This window comes from Variovorax sp. 54, assembly GCF_002754375.1.
In the GTDB taxonomy this organism is placed as follows: domain Bacteria; phylum Pseudomonadota; class Gammaproteobacteria; order Burkholderiales; family Burkholderiaceae_C; genus Variovorax.
Genome location: NZ_PEFF01000001.1, coordinates 3,536,105 through 3,552,082 on the forward strand (window position 1 = coordinate 3,536,105; position 15,978 = coordinate 3,552,082).

General features: G+C 68.2%; 15 protein-coding genes. 7 read left to right on the forward strand and 8 right to left on the reverse strand.

Annotated elements, in window-relative coordinates; genetic code table 11:
- Positions 1–11: 11 nt before the first annotated feature.
- The 4 genes from CLU95_RS16435 to CLU95_RS16450 form a co-directional block, all read right to left on the reverse strand.
- Positions 12–734, reverse strand: a complete 723-nt coding sequence (locus tag CLU95_RS16435; protein WP_099794604.1) for a response regulator transcription factor — start codon at positions 732–734, stop codon at positions 12–14.
- A 190-nt stretch (positions 735–924) separates the two neighbouring features.
- The gene (locus tag CLU95_RS16440) at positions 925–1,746 is read right to left on the reverse strand and encodes a beta-ketoacyl synthase chain length factor (protein ID WP_099794605.1); all 822 of its coding nucleotides are present in this window, start codon (positions 1,744–1,746) and stop codon (positions 925–927) included.
- Complete coding sequence (locus CLU95_RS16445) at positions 1,743–2,948, reverse strand: beta-ketoacyl-[acyl-carrier-protein] synthase family protein (RefSeq protein ID WP_180288624.1); 1,206 nt, start codon at positions 2,946–2,948, stop codon at positions 1,743–1,745. The genes CLU95_RS16440 and CLU95_RS16445 overlap by 4 nt, the downstream gene beginning before the upstream one ends.
- A gap of 155 nt (positions 2,949–3,103) precedes the next feature.
- Positions 3,104–4,555: an AmpG family muropeptide MFS transporter gene (locus CLU95_RS16450; protein WP_099794606.1), complete on the reverse strand. Its 1,452-nt coding sequence runs from the start codon at positions 4,553–4,555 to the stop codon at positions 3,104–3,106.
- Positions 4,556–4,616: 61 nt separating this feature from the next.
- Here CLU95_RS16450 and CLU95_RS16455 point away from each other — a divergent pair, with 61 nt between their 5' ends.
- Positions 4,617–5,471 carry a M48 family metallopeptidase gene (locus CLU95_RS16455; protein ID WP_099794607.1) on the forward strand — a complete coding sequence of 285 codons (855 nt, stop codon included), beginning with the start codon at positions 4,617–4,619 and terminating at the stop codon, positions 5,469–5,471.
- Positions 5,472–5,502: 31 nt separating this feature from the next.
- Here the strand turns inward: CLU95_RS16455 and CLU95_RS16460 are convergent, their stop codons facing one another.
- A complete protein-coding gene (locus CLU95_RS16460; protein ID WP_099794608.1) occupies positions 5,503–6,306 on the reverse strand; it encodes an exodeoxyribonuclease III in 804 nt (267 codons plus the stop codon).
- A gap of 12 nt (positions 6,307–6,318) precedes the next feature.
- Between CLU95_RS16460 and pyrE the strand changes: the two genes are divergently transcribed.
- A complete protein-coding gene (gene pyrE / locus CLU95_RS16465) occupies positions 6,319–6,999 on the forward strand; it encodes an orotate phosphoribosyltransferase (RefSeq protein WP_099794609.1) in 681 nt (226 codons plus the stop codon).
- Positions 7,000–7,089: 90 nt separating this feature from the next.
- Positions 7,090–7,707, forward strand: coding sequence for a DUF4124 domain-containing protein (locus tag CLU95_RS16470; RefSeq protein ID WP_373670048.1), 618 nt, complete (start codon positions 7,090–7,092; stop codon positions 7,705–7,707).
- 52 nt (positions 7,708–7,759) lie between these two features.
- Here the strand turns inward: CLU95_RS16470 and gatB are convergent, their stop codons facing one another.
- Genes gatB through gatC form a run of 3 tightly spaced genes read right to left on the reverse strand, consistent with a single transcriptional unit; the run spans position 7,760 to position 11,041 of the window.
- Positions 7,760–9,250 carry an Asp-tRNA(Asn)/Glu-tRNA(Gln) amidotransferase subunit GatB gene (gatB, locus tag CLU95_RS16475; protein ID WP_099794611.1) on the reverse strand — a complete coding sequence of 497 codons (1,491 nt, stop codon included), beginning with the start codon at positions 9,248–9,250 and terminating at the stop codon, positions 7,760–7,762.
- Position 9,251: 1 nt separating this feature from the next.
- Positions 9,252–10,742 carry an Asp-tRNA(Asn)/Glu-tRNA(Gln) amidotransferase subunit GatA gene (gene gatA / locus CLU95_RS16480; RefSeq protein ID WP_099794612.1) on the reverse strand — a complete coding sequence of 497 codons (1,491 nt, stop codon included), beginning with the start codon at positions 10,740–10,742 and terminating at the stop codon, positions 9,252–9,254.
- Positions 10,742–11,041 (reverse strand): Asp-tRNA(Asn)/Glu-tRNA(Gln) amidotransferase subunit GatC, encoded by a 300-nt coding sequence (gene gatC / locus CLU95_RS16485; RefSeq protein WP_056583926.1) that lies wholly within the window; start codon positions 11,039–11,041, stop codon positions 10,742–10,744. The genes gatA and gatC overlap by 1 nt, the downstream gene beginning before the upstream one ends.
- Before the next feature lie 216 nt (positions 11,042–11,257).
- Between gatC and CLU95_RS16490 the strand changes: the two genes are divergently transcribed.
- The 4 genes from CLU95_RS16490 (at position 11,258) to mrdA (ending at position 15,922) form a co-directional block, all read left to right on the forward strand.
- Complete coding sequence (locus tag CLU95_RS16490; protein ID WP_056583929.1) at positions 11,258–12,301, forward strand: rod shape-determining protein; 1,044 nt, start codon at positions 11,258–11,260, stop codon at positions 12,299–12,301.
- 85 nt (positions 12,302–12,386) lie between these two features.
- Complete coding sequence (gene mreC / locus CLU95_RS16495; RefSeq protein ID WP_099794613.1) at positions 12,387–13,349, forward strand: rod shape-determining protein MreC; 963 nt, start codon at positions 12,387–12,389, stop codon at positions 13,347–13,349.
- Positions 13,346–13,867, forward strand: a complete 522-nt coding sequence (mreD, locus tag CLU95_RS16500) for a rod shape-determining protein MreD (protein WP_099794614.1) — start codon at positions 13,346–13,348, stop codon at positions 13,865–13,867. The genes mreC and mreD overlap by 4 nt, the downstream gene beginning before the upstream one ends.
- Before the next feature lie 57 nt (positions 13,868–13,924).
- A complete protein-coding gene (mrdA, locus tag CLU95_RS16505; protein ID WP_099794615.1) occupies positions 13,925–15,922 on the forward strand; it encodes a penicillin-binding protein 2 in 1,998 nt (665 codons plus the stop codon).
- Positions 15,923–15,978 lie beyond the last annotated feature (56 nt).

Genomic DNA, 15,978 nt, shown 5'->3' on the forward strand with positions numbered 1-15,978 from the left:
CGGGGCGCGTCCTAGTCTTGCTGCTTGGCGAAGACGTAGCCCACGCCGCGTACCGTCAGGATGCGCTTCGGGTTCTTCGCGTCGACCTCGATGGCGGCGCGGATGCGGCCCATGTGCACGTCGATCGAGCGGTCGAAGGCTTCGAGCTCGCGGCCGCGCACGGCTTCCATGATCTGGTCGCGCGTGAGCACGCGGCCCGCGCGTTCGGCCATCGCCACCAGCAGGTCGAACTGGTAGGAGGTGAGGTCGGCCAGCGCGCCGGCCACCGACACGGTGCGCGCGTTGCGGTCGATCTCGAGGGTGCCGAAGCGCATCACCGTGGAGGCTTCGGCCTCGGTGGCGTTCTCGCTGCGACGGCGCAGCACGGCGCGGATGCGCGCCAGCAGCTCGCGCGGCTCGAAGGGCTTGGGCAGGTAGTCGTCGGCGCCGATCTCCAGGCCGATGATGCGGTCCATCGGGTCGCCCTTGGCGGTCAGCATCAGCACCGACACCTTGGCCAGCGGGCCGGGCAGGGCGCGGATGCGGCGGCAGACCTCGAGGCCGTCGGTGTCGGGCAGCATCAGGTCGAGGATCACCAGGTCGGGCGCGTGCTGCTGCAGCTGCTCCAGGCCGCTGGCGCCGTCGCCGGCGTGGTTGAAGGCGAAACCCGACTGCGTCAGGTACTCGCCCACCATCTGCGCCAGGCGGGCGTCGTCTTCGATCATCAGGAGTTGGGGGGTGCTCATGCGCTTCATGGTCGTTCACCGGGAGCAAGCGGGCTTGAACGCTCCGTAAAGTTGGGTAAACGCAGCATCGCCCTGTCAACCTGGATCGCTGCGAAAAACATAGCGCCTCGCCCAGGTCTCATGGGCGCCATGCGGCAATGATGACGGACCGGGGCGCGGTTCGCGTGTGGCATCACGCACCGCCCCGGCGGGGGGCCGATCAGCCCGCGGCCTGCAGGCGCAGCCGCAGGGCCAGTGCGGCCGACAGCGGCAGGTCGATGGGCGCGTCCGCGCTGCCCGGGACCTGTGCCAGCGTCTCGAACAGGGGCAGGGCGTCGGCCATCGGGTTGATGTCCTTCAGCGTGGCGGCGGCGGCCGAGCGCGGCGCCGTGGCCGTGCCGGCGGCATCGCCGACCAGCGACCAGTCGAGGCTGGCCACGGTGCGGGCCGTGCGCTCGGGCGCGATCACCAGCGCCACGGCCAGCAGGCCGCGGCTGTCGGTCACCGAGGTCAGCGCGCCGACCGTGGGGGCGTCGTAGCCCACGAGCAGCACCGGCGTCTGGTCGGCTGCGCACTGCACGGCCGCTTCGAGCAGGCCGGCGGCAAAGCTGTGGCCGTAGGCCGAGACGGCGTTGCTGGCCGCCATGCAGCCGGTGCCGATGGTCCAGTAGCCCACGGCCGCGTTGTGCACCGAGTTGTGGAACTTGGTGGGCGACAGCATCTTCGGGTCGCCCGCGAGCGTGCTGCACATGTAGTCGTTGATCGACAGGTCGCCGTGCGCCGACGTGAACACGCAGGGCACGTCGGCCGCGTTGCGGTCCGCGCCCGCGATGGCCGCGGCGGCCACTTCGAGCGCCAGCGCCACGGTGTCGGGCGCGCGGCGGCGCTCGGCCGGGGCCAGCACCTGCGGCGAGGGCCGCTTGGCGGGCGGATCGGCCAGCGCACCTTCGCCGCGGAAGGCCGCGCGCGCAGCCTCCCAGCCGGGCAGCGTGGGGGTCCAGAAGGCGGGGCCTTCGATGTACAGCGTGGGAGGCGTGTTCATGCGTTCACCGCCTTGCCGAAGACCAGCGCGCAGTTGTTGCCGCCGAAGCCGAAGGAATTGGAGAGCGCGTAGCGCACCTCGCCCGTCGCAGGTTCGAGCTTGATCTGCGGGCCGAAGCCTTCGTCCAGCGTGCGCGTGTTGACCGTGCCCGGCATCAGGCCGCGCTCGATCGCCAGCAGGCAAATCACTGCCTCGACGATGCCCGCAGCACCCAGCGTGTGGCCCATGAAGCCCTTGGTCGAGCTGGCGTGCGTGCGCGCCGGGAAGCGGCGCGCCACCAGCGCGCCCTCGACCTCGTCGTTCTTCTGGCTCGCCGTGCCGTGCATGTTGATGTAGTCGATGGCGTCGGTCGACAGGCCCGCGCGCGCCAGCGCGTCGTCGAGCGCGCGCTCGGCGCCCAGGCCCTCGGGGTGCGGCGTCGACATGTGGTGTGCGTCGCTTGCTTCGCCATAGCCCAACAGCAGCGGCGTGGCGGTGTCACCGGCCTGCATGCGCTCGACCAGCGCGAAGCCCGCCGCTTCGCCGAGGCTGATGCCCTTGCGCCCCGCGTCGAACGGGCGGCAGGGCTCGGTGGAGACCAGCTCCAGCGCGTTGAAGCCGAACAGCACGCTGCCGCACAGCGTGTCGGCGCCGCCGACCACGGCCGCATCGGCCAGGCCCAGGCGGATCAGGCGCTCGGCCGAGGCGAACACCTTGGCGCTGGACGAACAGGCGGTCGAAATCGTCTCGCTCGGGCCGTCGATGCCCAGCACCTGCTGCACGAACATGGCCAGCGAATGCGGCGTGTGGACCGCCGCGCGGCGCTGGTCCGGCGGAAAGTTGCCGTCGGCGTCGAGCTGCGTGTAGGCCAGCTCGGTCTCGCCGATGCTGGCCGTGGAGGTGCCGAGCACCAGCGCGATGCGCGTGGCGCCGTACTTCTCGCGTGCGGCCGCGACCGCTTCGAGGAAGCCGTCGGCCTGCAGGCCCAGCCAGGCCAGCCGGTTGTTGCGGCAGTCCCACGACATCGCCGATTCGGGCAGTCGAACGTCTTCCAGCCCGTCGACGCGGCCGATCCAGGTCGGCAGCGGCGCATCGCCGAAATCGTTGGCACGCAGGCCGCTGCGCGAGTGCGCGAGCGCGTCAGCGTGCGCTTCCTTGCCGACGCCGACGGCCGAGGTGGCCGTGTAGGCACTGATTTGAAGGGGAGAAATTCGGGACGGCACGATGGATGTGGGGGCTGGCGACAGGCGAAAAGGCGTCAACGACAGAAGAAATACCGGAAAAGCGCAATTTTCACGCAATGAATGTCACAGCCTACCAGCGATGCGTATCGGGTTGCGTCGGCTGTTTCCTATAGATGACAGCTCCGGCGCAGGCCCTATTGACGCTCGCCGCCGCCTGTGCGGGCCGCCGAACGCGCGGCCAGCGCCACCAGCAGCAGCACCGGCACGCCCAGCAGCGCGGTGGCGGTGAAGAAGGTGCTGTAGCCGTAGGCGTCGACAAAGGCGCCCGAGTAGCCGGCGATGAACTTCGGCAGCAGCAGCATCAGCGAGCTGAACAGTGCGTACTGCGTGGCCGAGTAGCTGACGTTGGTCAGGCTCGACAGATAGGCGATGAAGGCCGCCGAGGCGATGCCGCCGGCCAGGTTGTCGGCCGAGACCACGGCGATCAGGGCGGTGGTGTCATGCCCGCGCGTGGCCAGCCAAGCGTAGAGCAGGTTGCTCGCCGCGCTGAGCACCGCGCCCAGCATCAGCACCCGCATCACGCCCAGCCGCATCGACAGCACGCCACCCACGAACGCGCCTACTAAAGTCATGACTACGCCGAAAGACTTGCTGATCGTGGCCACCTCATTCTTGGTGAAGCACATATCGACGTAGAACGGATTGGCCATGATGCCCATGACCACATCGCTGATCCGGTAAACGGCGATCAGTGCCAAGATCAAAGCCGCCTGCCAGCGGTAGCGGCCGATGAAGTCGGCAAAAGGTTCGATCAGCGCACTGCGTAGCCAATCGGCGGCGCCTCGTGCCTTCGGCAGTTCGCGTGGCACCGGCTCAGGAGAAAACAGCACCGTCAAAATGCCGATGACCATCGAGCCGGCCATGACCAGATAGGCGGTGCGCCAAGCGCCCTGCGCATAGGTGTTGGCGGCACTCGCCGCCTGGATGATGGAGCTCCCGATCGCACCGGTTGCGGCCCGGCAACTGGCGGCGACCGAATCGGCTACCGGCCCCTCAGCGACGTTGGCCACCCACAGGACCCCGGCACCGGCCCAGATCATCGCCAGCCGATAGCCCGTTTGATAGGCGGCGGCCAGCGCGGCCTGCTTGCGCGTCTCGGCCGATTCGATGCGGAAGGCGTCTAGGGCAATGTCCTGCGTGGCCGAGCCGAAGGCCACCAGCAATGCACACCAGATCATCGGCGTCAGCCCCTGACGCGGATCGTTCATCGCCATGCCGATCAGCCCGGCGATCACTACGCCCTGCGCCAGCAGCAGCCAGCCGCGCCGGCGCCCGAGCAGCGTGGTCAGCGGCGGCAGCGGCAGCCGGTCGACCAGCGGCGCCCAGACCCACTTGAAGCCATAGGCCAGCCCGACCCAGCTCAGGTAGCCGATGGTGGCGCGGTCGATGCCCGCCTCGCGCAGCCGAAAGCTCAGCGTGCCCAGCACCAGCAGCAGCGGCAGGCCGGCCGAGAAGCCCAGCGCCAGCATGCGCAGGGTGGCGGGTTCGAGGTAGACCTTGAGCGCGTCGCGCCAGGGCAGGGCGGTGCTCGCGGGGGCTTGGGTGGGTTCGGCGGGCGGTGCGGACATGAGTGGGGGATTGTCCATGAGCTGCTGGGGAGATCGGTGGTCCCGCATGTCTTCATTTGTTCCTATCATCCGGGCACCTATGTGCACACGATGCGAACGCCCCCTTTCTGCCCTCTCTGAAGCCTCGGCCTGGAACCCGCGCCGGGCCTTCCTGCTCGCCGCCGCCGGTGCCGCGCTGAGTGCGCCGGCGCTGGCGCAGGTCAACGTCGGCAATGCCTCGGTGGCCCGCAACCTCGTGCCCGCCGACCAGATCGAGGCGGCTGGCGTGCAGCAGTACGGCCAGCTGCTCGAACAGGCGCGCGCCAAGGGCGCGCTGGCCGGCGACGGCAACGGCCAACTGCAGCGGCTGCGCACCATCGCGCAGCGGCTCATTCCCTTCGCCCTGCCGTGGAACGCCCGCGCCCGCGAATGGAAGTGGGAGGTGAACCTGATCGGCAGCAAGCAGATCAACGCCTTCTGCATGCCCGGCGGCAAGATCGCCTTCTTCACCGGCATCCTCGAGCAGCTCAAGCTCAGTGACGACGAGGTTGCGATGGTCATGGGCCATGAAATGGCGCACGCGCTGCGCGAACACGCCCGCGCCCGCATGGCCAAGAGCGCCGGCACCGGCGCGGCGCTGTCCATCGGCGCGCAGCTGCTGGGGCTCGGCCAGGTCGGCGACCTCGCGGCGCGCGCCGGCACGCAGCTCATCACCCTGAAGTTCAGCCGCAGCGACGAGACCGACGCCGACCTCGTGGGCCTCGAACTCGCCGCGCGTGCGGGCTACGACCCGAAGGCCTCGGTCTCGCTGTGGAAGAAGATGGCCACGGCCTCCAAGAACCAGGGCGGCCTGAGCTTCCTGTCGACCCACCCGAGCGGGCCGGACCGCATCGCCAAGCTCGAGGCGAATGTGCCGAAGGTCGAGAGCCTGTATCGGGCCGCCAAGCGCAGCTGAGCTCGCAGAGCCCCGCTACGGCGGGTCGGCCTCAGAGCGTGAAGTCGTACTCCACCGTGATCGGCGCGTGGTCGCTGAACTTGACGGTCTTGTAGATCGCCTCGGTGCGCGCCAGCGCGCCCAGCGCCGGTGTCGCGAGGTGGTAGTCCAGCCGCCATCCCACGTTGTTCGCGTAGGCCTGGCCGCGGTTGCTCCACCAAGTGTAGGCGTCGCCGGTGGTGTCGGGCTTGAGGCGGCGGTACACGTCCACCAGGCCGGCGCCTTCGGTGCCCGCGTCGAGCAGGCGCGTCATCCAGGCGCGTTCTTCGGGCAGGAAGCCGCTGTTCTTCTGGTTGCCGCGCCAGTTCTTCAGGTCGATCTCCTGGTGGGCGATGTTGATGTCGCCGCACAGAATGAACTCGCGCTCCTTCTTCAGCGCCACGAGGTGCGGGAAGAAGCCCTTCAGAAAGCGAAACTTGGCGGCCTGGCGCTCCTCGCCCGAGCTGCCGCTCGGGAAGTAGCAGCTGATCACCGAGAACTTGCGTTTCGGCGTGTCGAAGCGCAGCTCGAGGTAGCGGCCTTCGGCGTCGAATTCGGGATCACCCCAGCCCACCACCACGGCGCTGGGCGCATGCTTCGTGTAGACCGCGGTGCCCGCGTAGCCTTTTTTCTCGGCAAAGTGGAAGTGGCCCTGCAGGCCCGCCATCTGTTCGAAGCGGCCCTCGACATCGCTGGCCTGGACGCGGATCTCCTGCATGCAAATACAATCCGGCGCGAGTTCGGCCACCCAGTCGGCGACGCCCTTGGTGGCCGCCGAGCGCAGGCCATTGAGATTGAGACTGGTCAGTTTGAACACAAGGAATTTCCAATGGCTGTAGACGGTCAGACAAGCAGCGCGGTGGCACAGGACTTCGTCCAGTTCGCGCTCGACGCCGGCGTGCTTCGCTTCGGCGAATTCAAGACCAAGGCCGGTCGCATGAGCCCGTATTTCTTCAATTCGGGACTGTTCGACGACGGCGCCAAGATCGCGCGGCTCGCCGGATTCTATGCAGACCGCCTGATCGAAAGCGGGCTCGAGTTCGACATGATCTTCGGCCCCGCCTACAAGGGCATCCCGCTGGGCGCCACCGTGGCCGCCGAGCTGGCCCGCCGCGGGCGCAACTACCCCTTCGCCTACAACCGCAAGGAAGCCAAGGCGCACGGCGAGGGCGGCAACCTCGTGGGCGCGCCGCTCAAGGGCCGCGTGCTGATCGTCGACGACGTGATGTCGGCCGGCACCGCGGTGCGCGAATCGATCGCCGCGATCCAGGCCGCGGGCGCCACGCCGCATGCCGTGTCCATCGCGCTCGACCGGCAGGAAAAAGCCACCGAGAACGGCGTCGACGTGGACCACAGCGCCGTGCAGTACGTGCGCAACCAGCTCGGCCTCGCGGTGGTCGCCATCGCCACGCTGGACGACCTGCTGAGCTACCTCTCGGGCAACGCCGCCGCCGACCTCGGCGCGCACCGCGAGCGCGTGCTGGCCTACCGCACGCGCTACGGCGCCTGAGACGCAGCACCGATGCGACGCCCTGCGCGCGATCCCTCTTCTTCTGCCTGTGCCGTGGCGTCGCTGTGGCTGGGCCTGGCGGCCCTGTCGATGTGCGGTGCAGTGCTGGCGCAGCCTGCGAAGACTGACGCGCCCGGCGTCGGCATCTACACCTGCATCGATGCGCGCGGACGCACGCTCACGGCCGACCGGCCGATTGCCGAGTGCAGCGACCGCGAGCAGCGCGAACTGGGCCCGAGCGGCACGGTGCGCCGCAAGCTGGAGCCGACCTACACGGCGCGCGAGCTGCAGGAGCGCGAGGACCGCGCCCGCGAAGCCGCCATCCAGGCCGCACGGCTCATCGACGAGCGCCGCCGCGAGCGCGCGCTGCTGGTGCGCTACCCCAACGCCACCACGCACGACCGCGAACGCGTGGAGGCGCTGTCGCAGATCGACGCCGTGATCCAGGCCGCAAAGAAGCGCATCGCCGAGCTTGGCGACGATCGCAAGAAGATCGACGAAGAGCTCGAGTTCTACAAGCAGGACACGAGCAAGGCGCCCGGCGCGGTGCGCCGCAGGATCGAGGACAACACGCAGAGCGTGGCCGTGCAGAACCGCTTCGTCGCGGAGCAGGAAGACGAGAAGAAGCGCGTGAATGCGCGCTTTGATGAAGAGCGTGGGCGCCTGAAGACGCTCTGGTCGCCGCAGAACGGCGGCAACCCCCGCTGAACGAATGAACCTGCCGGGGCCTTGCGCAAGGCCCCGGTGGTTGATTGCTGGATCAGCCCAGCTTGGCTTTCAGCAGCTCGGTGACCTGCGCCGGGTTCGCCTTGCCCCCGCTGGCCTTCATGACCTGGCCCACGAGGCCGTTGAGCGCCTTCTCTTTGCCGCCGCGGTATTCCTCGACGTTCTTGGCGTTCTTGGCAATCACCTCGTCGAGGATCTTGTCGAGCGCGCCGGCGTCGTTCATCGGCTTCAGGTCTTTGGCTTCGATGATCGCGTCGACATCGCTGCCTTCGCCACTCCACAGCGCTTCGAACACCTGACGCGCGGCGTTGTTCGGCAGCGTGCCGTCGGCGATGCGCGTCACCAGCTGCGCGAGTTGTGCGGCCTTCACGGGCGCGGCCTCGATGCCGATCTCGGCGGCGTTCAGGCGGCGTGCCATTTCGCCGGTGATCCAGTTGCTGGCCAGCTTGGGCGCTGCGCCGGCGTTTACCGCATCGTCGAAATACTGCGCCAGCGCCGCGCCTTGCGTGAGCTGTGCTGCGTCGTATTCCGACAAGCCGTGGTCGCGCACATAGCGCTCGGCCGTGGCGCGCGGCAGCTCGGGCATGGTGGCGCGCACGCGCTCGATCCATTCGGCGGCCACCACGAGGGGCGGCAGATCGGGGTCGGGGAAGTAGCGGTAATCGGCCGCGTCTTCCTTGGTGCGCATGGTGCGCGTCTCGCCGGTGGCAGGGTCGAACAGCACGGTCGCTTGTTGAATGGCGCGGCCGTCTTCGAGCTCATCGATCTGCGAGTTGATCTCGTAGTCGATCGCTTGCTGCATGAACTTGAAGCTGTTCAGGTTCTTGATCTCGCGGCGCGTGCCGAGCTTGTCGCCGGGCTTGCGCACCGACACGTTGGCGTCGCAGCGGAAGCTGCCTTCCTGCATGTTGCCGTCGCAGATGCCGATCCACGTGACGATCTTGTGCAGCTCGCGCGCATAGGCCACGGCCTCGGCGGTGGAGCGCATGTCGGGCTCGGTCACGATCTCGAGCAGCGGCGTGCCGGCGCGGTTCAGGTCGATGCCGCTCTGGCCGATGAAGTCTTCGTGCAGCGACTTGCCCGCGTCTTCCTCGAGGTGGGCGCGCACGAGGCGCACGGTCTTCTTTTCTTCGCCGAGGAAGAAAGAGACCGAGCCGCCTTGCACCACCGGGATCTCGAACTGGCTGATCTGGTAGCCCTTGGGCAGGTCGGGGTAGAAGTAGTTCTTGCGCGCGAACACGCTGCGCGGCGCGATGTGCGAGCCGAGCGCCAGGCCCAGCTTGATGGCGCGTTCGACCGCGCCCTTGTTCATCACGGGCAGCGTGCCCGGCAGCGCCAGGTCGACCGCGCAGGCCTGCGTGTTGGGCTCGGCGCCGAAGGCCGTGGAGGCGCGGCTGAAGATCTTGCTGTTCGTCGACAGCTGCGCGTGCGTCTCGAAGCCGATGATGACTTCATAGCCGCGCACCAGCGGGCCGGTCGGGCGGCCTTGTTGTTGTGCTTCGAAGGTGTTCACGATCTCGCTCATTTCAGAAGCCCTCCGGCGTGCGCGTGTGCCAGTCGGTGGCTTGCTGGAAGCGGTGCGCTGCATTGAGCAGCTTCGCTTCGCCGAAGTAGTTGCCGATCAGCTGCAGGCCCACGGGCATGCCTGCGTCGAAGCCTGCGGGCACGCTCATGCCGGGCAGGCCGGCGAGCGAGGCGGGCAGCGTGAAGATGTCGGCGAGGTAGTCGGCCACGGGGTCGTCGCCGTGTTCGCCGATCTTCCAGGCGGTGGTCGGCGCGGCGGGGCCGGCGATCACGTCGCATTGCGTCAGCGCCTGCTGGAAGTCGTCCGCGATCATGCGGCGCACCTTCTGCGCTTGCAGGTAGTAGGCGTCGTAGTAGCCGTGCGAGAGCACGTAGGTGCCGATCATGATGCGGCGCTTCACCTCGTCGCCGAAGCCTTCGGCGCGCGTGCGTTCGTACATCTCGGCCAGGTCCTTGTACTGCTTGGCGCGGTGGCCGAACTTGACGCCGTCGAAGCGGCTCAGGTTGCTCGACGCTTCCGCCGCGGCCAGGATGTAGTACACGGGAATTGACAGCTCGGTGCGCGGCAGCGAGACCTCGACGCGCTTCGCGCCGAGCTTCTCGTACTGCAACAACGCTGCATCAATGGCGGCGCGCACGCCAGGTGCCACGCCGTCGCCGAAGAACTCCTTCGGCACGCCGATGCGCAGGCCCTCGAGCGAGTCGTTCAGCGAGCGGCCGAAGTCTTCGGCGGGCTTGTCGAGCGAGGTCGAATCGCGGTCGAGGTCGGGGCCGCAGAAGGCCGACAGCAACAGCGCGCAGTCTTCGGCCGAGCGGGCCATCGGGCCGGCCTGGTCGAGGCTCGAGGCGAAGGCCACCATGCCGTAGCGCGAGGCGCGGCCGTAGGTCGGCTTGATGCCGGTCACGCCGCAGAACGAGGCCGGCTGGCGGATCGAGCCGCCGGTGTCGGTGCCGGTGGCGGCGGGTGCAAGTCGCGCTGCAACCGCTGCGGCGCTGGCGCCTGAAGAACCGCCCGGAATGCGTTCGCGGTTCCACGGGTTCTGCACCGGCACCGCCTTGTCGTGGCCGACCGCGGGCACGGCGACGTTCTCGTTGGCCGAGCCCATCGCGAACTCGTCGCAGCTGAGCTTGCCGAGCGTGACCGCGCCGGCTTCGGCCAGGCGGCGCACCACAGTCGCGTCGAAGGGCGAGCGGTAGCCCGCGAGCATCTTCGAGCCGGCGGTGGTGGCGAAATCGGTGGTGACGAAGATGTCCTTGTGCGCGATCGGCACACCGGCCAGCGCCGGGGCGTTGCCCTTGGCGAGGAGCGCGTCGGCGGCGCGGGCCTGGGCCAGCGTGACTTCTTCGTTGACGTCGACAAAGGTGCCGAGCGATTCGTGGGCCTTCATGCGGCCCAGAAAGGCCTGCGAGGCTTCGACGGCCGAAACCTTGCGGTCGGCCAGCGCCTTGGCCAGCGCGACCACGCTCAATTGGTGCAGTTCACCGCTGCTCATTATTCGATCACCTTGGGCACGAGGAACAGGCCGGCTTCGACGGCCGGGGCGCTCTTCTGGTTGGCTTCGCGGTTGTTCGGCTCGCTCACGACGTCGTCGCGCAGGCGCAGCGTCACGTCTTCGAGCGCGGCCACGGGGTGTGCCAGCGGCTCGACGCCGGTGGTGTCGACCGCGCGCATGCGTTCGACCAGATCGAAGAAGCCGTTGATTTGAGTGAGCATGCGCTCGCTTTCATCTGGGGCAAGCTGCAGCCGCGCCAGCGAGGCGATGCGTGCAATATCGGAAGCGGAAAGAGACATAGATGGCTGACGGGTCGAAAAAACCAGAGGCAATCGCACGCCGAAGCGGGTGCCGACACGGGATTCAGAGGGGATTCGGTTATTATCCCGCCTTTGCCGCAACCCCCGCGAACGCGCCGGCTTTTGCGCCAAAAACGATCAATTCACCCCGTCAAACGACCCAAAAATAGAGCGACGTCCTGCCGATGCGCAGGCCGTGCTCAGAGGATTCCGCACATGTTTGGAGCTTTCCGTCGGTACTTCTCCACCGACCTGGCGATTGACCTCGGCACCGCCAATACCCTGATCTTCGCCCGCAACAAGGGCATCGTGCTGGACGAGCCCTCCGTGGTCGCGATCCGCCACGAAGGCGGTCCCCATGGCAAGAAGGTGATCCAGGCCGTCGGCCGCGAAGCCAAGGCCATGTTGGGCAAGGTGCCCGGCAACATCGAGGCGATCCGCCCGATGAAGGACGGCGTGATTGCCGACTTCGTGATCACCGAGCAGATGATCAAGCAGTTCATCAAGATGGTGCACCCGCGCACGCTGCTCACGCCGAGCCCGCGCATCATCATCTGCGTGCCCTGCGGCTCGACCCAGGTCGAGCGCCGCGCCATCAAGGACGCGGCCGAAGCCGCCGGCGCCACCGCCGTCTACCTCATCGAAGAACCCATGGCCGCGGCCATCGGCGCCGGCCTGCCCGTCAGCGAAGCCTCGGGCTCGATGGTCGTGGACATCGGCGGCGGTACCACCGAAGTGGGCGTGATCTCGCTGGGCGGCATGGTCTACAAGGGCTCGGTCCGCGTGGGCGGCGACCGCTTCGACGAAGCCATCATCAACTACATCCGCCGCAACTACGGCATGCTGATCGGCGAGCCGACGGCCGAAGTCATCAAGAAGAACATCGGCTCGGCCTTCCCGGGCTCCGAAGTCAAGGAAATGGAAGTCAAGGGCCGCAACCTTTCCGAAGGCGTGCCGCGCAGCTTCACCATCAGCAGCAACGAAGTGCTGGAAGCCCTGACCGACCCCCTGAACAACATCGTCTCGGCCGTGAAGAACGCGCTGGAACAGACGCCCCCCGAACTGGGCGCCGACATCGCCGAGCGCGGCATGATGCTCACCGGCGGCGGCGCGCTGCTGCGTGACCTCGACCGCCTGCTCGCCGAGGAAACCGGCCTGCCGGTGCTCGTGGCCGAAGATCCGCTGACCTGCGTGGTGCGCGGTTGCGGCATTGCGCTCGAACGCATGGACCGTCTCGGAAGCATCTTCACCAGCGAATAAAGGCGAAAGCCTCCATCGGCCGGCCTTTGCTTGCGCAGGCCGGCCTTTTGTTATTTGATGCCGCACCACTGCCGGGTCTGACTACATGCCTCTGGGCACGCTCGATCGCACAGCGCCTCCCCTGTTCAACCAGGGGCAATCGGCACTCAGCAAGCTGATCTTCTTCGGCGCGCTCTCGCTCTTCCTGATGGTGGCCGACGCACGCTTTCACCTCGTGAAGCCGATCCGCTCGGCCATCGGCGCGGTGCTCTACCCGGTGCAGATGGTGGCGCTCAAGCCGGTCATGCTGGTGATGGGCGGCAGCCGCTACTTCGAAGAGCTGCAGACCGCGCAGCACAACGAAGAAGAAGCGCGCAAGGCACTGATGCTGCAGGCCGAAACCGCCAGCCGCGCCGACACGCTGGCGCAAGACAACGCTCGCCTGCGCGAGCTGCTCGAACTGCGCCAGACCACCACCACGCCCGGTCGTCCGGCCGAGGTGCTGTACGACGCGGCCGACCCCTATACGCGCAAGATCGTCATCGACCAGGGCCTCACGCAGGGCGTGGCCGCCGGCTCGCCGGTGATCGACGCGCGCGGCGTGCTGGGCCAGGTCACGCAGGTGCTGCCCTTCACGAGCGAGGTCACGCTGGTGATCGACCGCGACCTGGCCATCCCCGTGCAGAACACCCGCACCGGCGTGCGCAGCGTGGCCTTCGGCGACGCTTCGGCGCACGGCGGCGGCATGGAGCTGCGCTTCATGGCGGCCAATGCCGACCTGCAGGAAGGCGACCTGCTCTCCACCAGCGGCGTCGACGGCATCTACCCGGCCGGCCTGCCGGTGGCGAAGATCGAACGCATCGAGCGCCGCGCCGATTCGGCCTTTGCGCGCATCTACTGCGTGCCGCTGGCCCGCGTGACCGCGGCGCGCTACGTGCTGGTGCTCGAGCCTTCCGGCGCCCCGGTGGCGCCGCCGCACGTCGAGGCCGCGTCCACCCAGCGCAAGCGCCCCGACGGCAAGCCCGGCGCCGGCAAGAACGAGAAGAAGCCTGCGGGAGCCACGCGATGATCAAGCGCCCCGGCCAGCAGCAGCTCTTGCTGCCCGTCAGCCCCGTCTTCATGTGGACCAGCCTGCTCGTGGCGCTGCTGGTCAACATGATTCCCATCGGCCGTGCCGCCTGGATGCCCGACCTGCTGGCGCTGGTGATCGTGTTCTGGGGCGTGCACCAGCCCGCGCGCGTGGGCATCGGCGCGGCCTTCATGTTCGGCCTGCTCATGGACGTGCACCAGTCGTCGATGCTGGGCCAGCATGCGCTGTCCTACACCACGCTGGGCTTCTTCGCGATCATGATCCACCGGCGCCTGCTCTGGTACCCGGTGCTCTCGCAGGCACTGCAGGTGCTGCCGCTGTTTGCGCTGTCGCAGTTCATCGAGGTGATCACGCGCATGATCGGCGGCGGCGTGTTTCCGGGCTGGGGCGTGCTGATCTCGCCGGCCATCGAGGCCGCCTTGTGGCCGCTGGCCACGGCGCTGCTGCTCGCACCGCAGCGCCGCACCCCCGAACCCGACGAGAACCGACCCCTCTGAGTTCTTCTTCCCGTCGCATTTGCCATCGCACCTGCGCACGCCTAAGCTCCTGATGCCATGACTGAAATCCGCAACGTTGCCGCCGATCTGGCGCGCTTCAAGCGCCGCGTGATCGTCATCGGCCTGGCGGTGCTGTTCGCCTTCAGTCTGCTGGGCTCGCGGCTGGTGTACCTGCAGGTCGTGCGCCACGAAGATCTGGCCGAGCAGGCCGAGAGCAACCGCACGGCCGTGGTGCCGGTGGTGCCGAACCGGGGGCTCATCCTCGATCGCAACGGCATCGTGCTGGCCTCCAACTACTCGGCCTACACGCTGGAGATCACGCCCTCGAAGGTCGGCGACGTCGAGGAGACCATCAACAGCCTGACCAGCGTGCTCGAGGTGTCGCCGCGCGACCGCCGCCGCTTCAAGCGCCTGCGCGAAGACTCGCGCAGCTTCGACTCCATTCCGATCCGCACCCGCCTGAGCGACGAAGAGGTGGCGCGCTTCGCGGCGCAGCGCTACCGCTTCCCGGGTGTGGAGATCAAGGCACGCCTGTTCCGCAACTACCCGCAGGGCGAGTTGGCCTCGCACGTACTCGGCTACATTGGCCGCATCAACCAGCGCGAAAAAACCGCGATGGAAGACTGGGACGAGGAAGACCAGGCCAACTACAAGGGCACCGACTACATCGGCAAGCTCGGCGTCGAGCAGAGCTACGAGAAGATGCTGCACGGCCAGACCGGCGTCGAGCAGATGGAAACCTCGGCCGGCGGGCGCGCTGTGCGCCGACTCGCGAGCCACCCGGCCACGCCGGGCAACACCGTCATGCTGTCGCTGGACATCAAGCTGCAGAAGCTGATCGAAGACATGTACGGCGACCGGCGCGGTGCGCTCGTGGCCATCGACCCCAAGACCGGCGAGGTGCTGGCCTTCGTGAGCAAGCCCACCTTCGACCCCAACCTGTTCGTCGAAGGCATCGACACCGAAAGCTGGGCGGCGCTCACCGAATCGCTCGACAAGCCGCTGCTCAACCGCGCGCTGCGCGGCACCTACCCGCCGGGCTCCACCTACAAGCCCTTCATGGCGCTGGCGGCGCTGCAGACCGGCAAGCGCGCGGCCAACGTGGTGGTGAACGACCCCGGCTACTTCAACTTCGGCGGCCACCGCTTCGGCAGCCCCGAGGGCAACATCGGCGGCGTCGACATGCGCCGCTCGATCCAGCTGTCGAGCAACATCTACTACTACTCGCTGGCCAACGAGATGGGCGTGGACCTGATCCACGACTTCATGAAGCCCATGGGCTTCGGCCAGATCACCGGCATCGACCTGGGCGGCGAGGTGCGCGGCGTGCTGCCCAGCACCGAATGGAAGCGCAACGCCTACAAGCGGCCCGAACAGAAGAAGTGGTACGCGGGCGAGACCATCTCGCTGGGCATCGGCCAGGGCTACAACGCCTTCACCATGCTGCAGCTCGCGCAGGCCACGGCCATCGTGGCCGACGGCGGCATGAAGCACCGGCCGCACGTGGCGCTGGCGATGCGCAACACGGTGAGCGGACAGGTCGTGCCGCTGCCGCAGCCGCCGGCCGAGAACCTCGGCTACACGGCGGCCAACGTGGCGGTGATCCGCGAGGGCCTGACCAGCGTGGTCACCAGCGGCACCGCGCGTGGCGTGTTCGCGGGCGCGGGCTACCAGGCGGCCGGCAAGACCGGCACGGCGCAGGCCGTGACGCAGGCCAAGAACACCAAGTACAACGCGCGCGCGCTCGAAGAACACCAGCGCGACCACGCCCTGTTCATGGCCTACGCACCCGCCAACAACCCGAAGATCGCGCTGGCGGTCATCGTCGAGAACGCGGGTTGGGGTGCAGGCTCTGCTGCGCCCATTGCGCGCCGCGTGTTCGACTACTGGCTCATGGACCAGTACCCGAGCGAGGCCGATATGGCCGCCGTGCGCATCGGCCGCGCGGGTGCGCCGATGGGCAAGCCGCGGGTGGGCAGCGAGGTGGCGTGGCCGGCTGCTGCTGCGGTGCCGGCACCCGCGGGTGCGGCATCGTCTGCCGCACCGACGCCCTGACCTTCTTGCTCCCTCTCCCCTTGGGGAGAGGGGGCGCGGCGATCGAGGCCGCGCGA

What these genes read in the sequence shown, in the direction of transcription:
- CLU95_RS16435 (WP_099794604.1), bottom strand. Translation starts at nt 734, where the DNA reads ATGAAGCGCATGAGCACCCCCCAACTCCTGATGATCGAAGACGACGCC.
- CLU95_RS16440 (WP_099794605.1), bottom strand. Translation starts at nt 1,746, where the DNA reads ATGAACACGCCTCCCACGCTGTACATCGAAGGCCCCGCCTTCTGGACC.
- CLU95_RS16450 (WP_099794606.1), bottom strand. Translation starts at nt 4,555, where the DNA reads ATGGACAATCCCCCACTCATGTCCGCACCGCCCGCCGAACCCACCCAA.
- CLU95_RS16455 (WP_099794607.1), top strand. Translation starts at nt 4,617, where the DNA reads ATGTGCACACGATGCGAACGCCCCCTTTCTGCCCTCTCTGAAGCCTCG.
- pyrE (WP_099794609.1), top strand. Translation starts at nt 6,319, where the DNA reads ATGGCTGTAGACGGTCAGACAAGCAGCGCGGTGGCACAGGACTTCGTC.
- CLU95_RS16470 (WP_373670048.1), top strand. Translation starts at nt 7,090, where the DNA reads ATGTGCGGTGCAGTGCTGGCGCAGCCTGCGAAGACTGACGCGCCCGGC.
- gatB (WP_099794611.1), bottom strand. Translation starts at nt 9,250, where the DNA reads ATGAGCGAGATCGTGAACACCTTCGAAGCACAACAACAAGGCCGCCCG.
- gatA (WP_099794612.1), bottom strand. Translation starts at nt 10,742, where the DNA reads ATGAGCAGCGGTGAACTGCACCAATTGAGCGTGGTCGCGCTGGCCAAG.
- gatC (WP_056583926.1), bottom strand. Translation starts at nt 11,041, where the DNA reads ATGTCTCTTTCCGCTTCCGATATTGCACGCATCGCCTCGCTGGCGCGG.
- CLU95_RS16490 (WP_056583929.1), top strand. Translation starts at nt 11,258, where the DNA reads ATGTTTGGAGCTTTCCGTCGGTACTTCTCCACCGACCTGGCGATTGAC.
- mreC (WP_099794613.1), top strand. Translation starts at nt 12,387, where the DNA reads ATGCCTCTGGGCACGCTCGATCGCACAGCGCCTCCCCTGTTCAACCAG.
- mreD (WP_099794614.1), top strand. Translation starts at nt 13,346, where the DNA reads ATGATCAAGCGCCCCGGCCAGCAGCAGCTCTTGCTGCCCGTCAGCCCC.
- mrdA (WP_099794615.1), top strand. Translation starts at nt 13,925, where the DNA reads ATGACTGAAATCCGCAACGTTGCCGCCGATCTGGCGCGCTTCAAGCGC.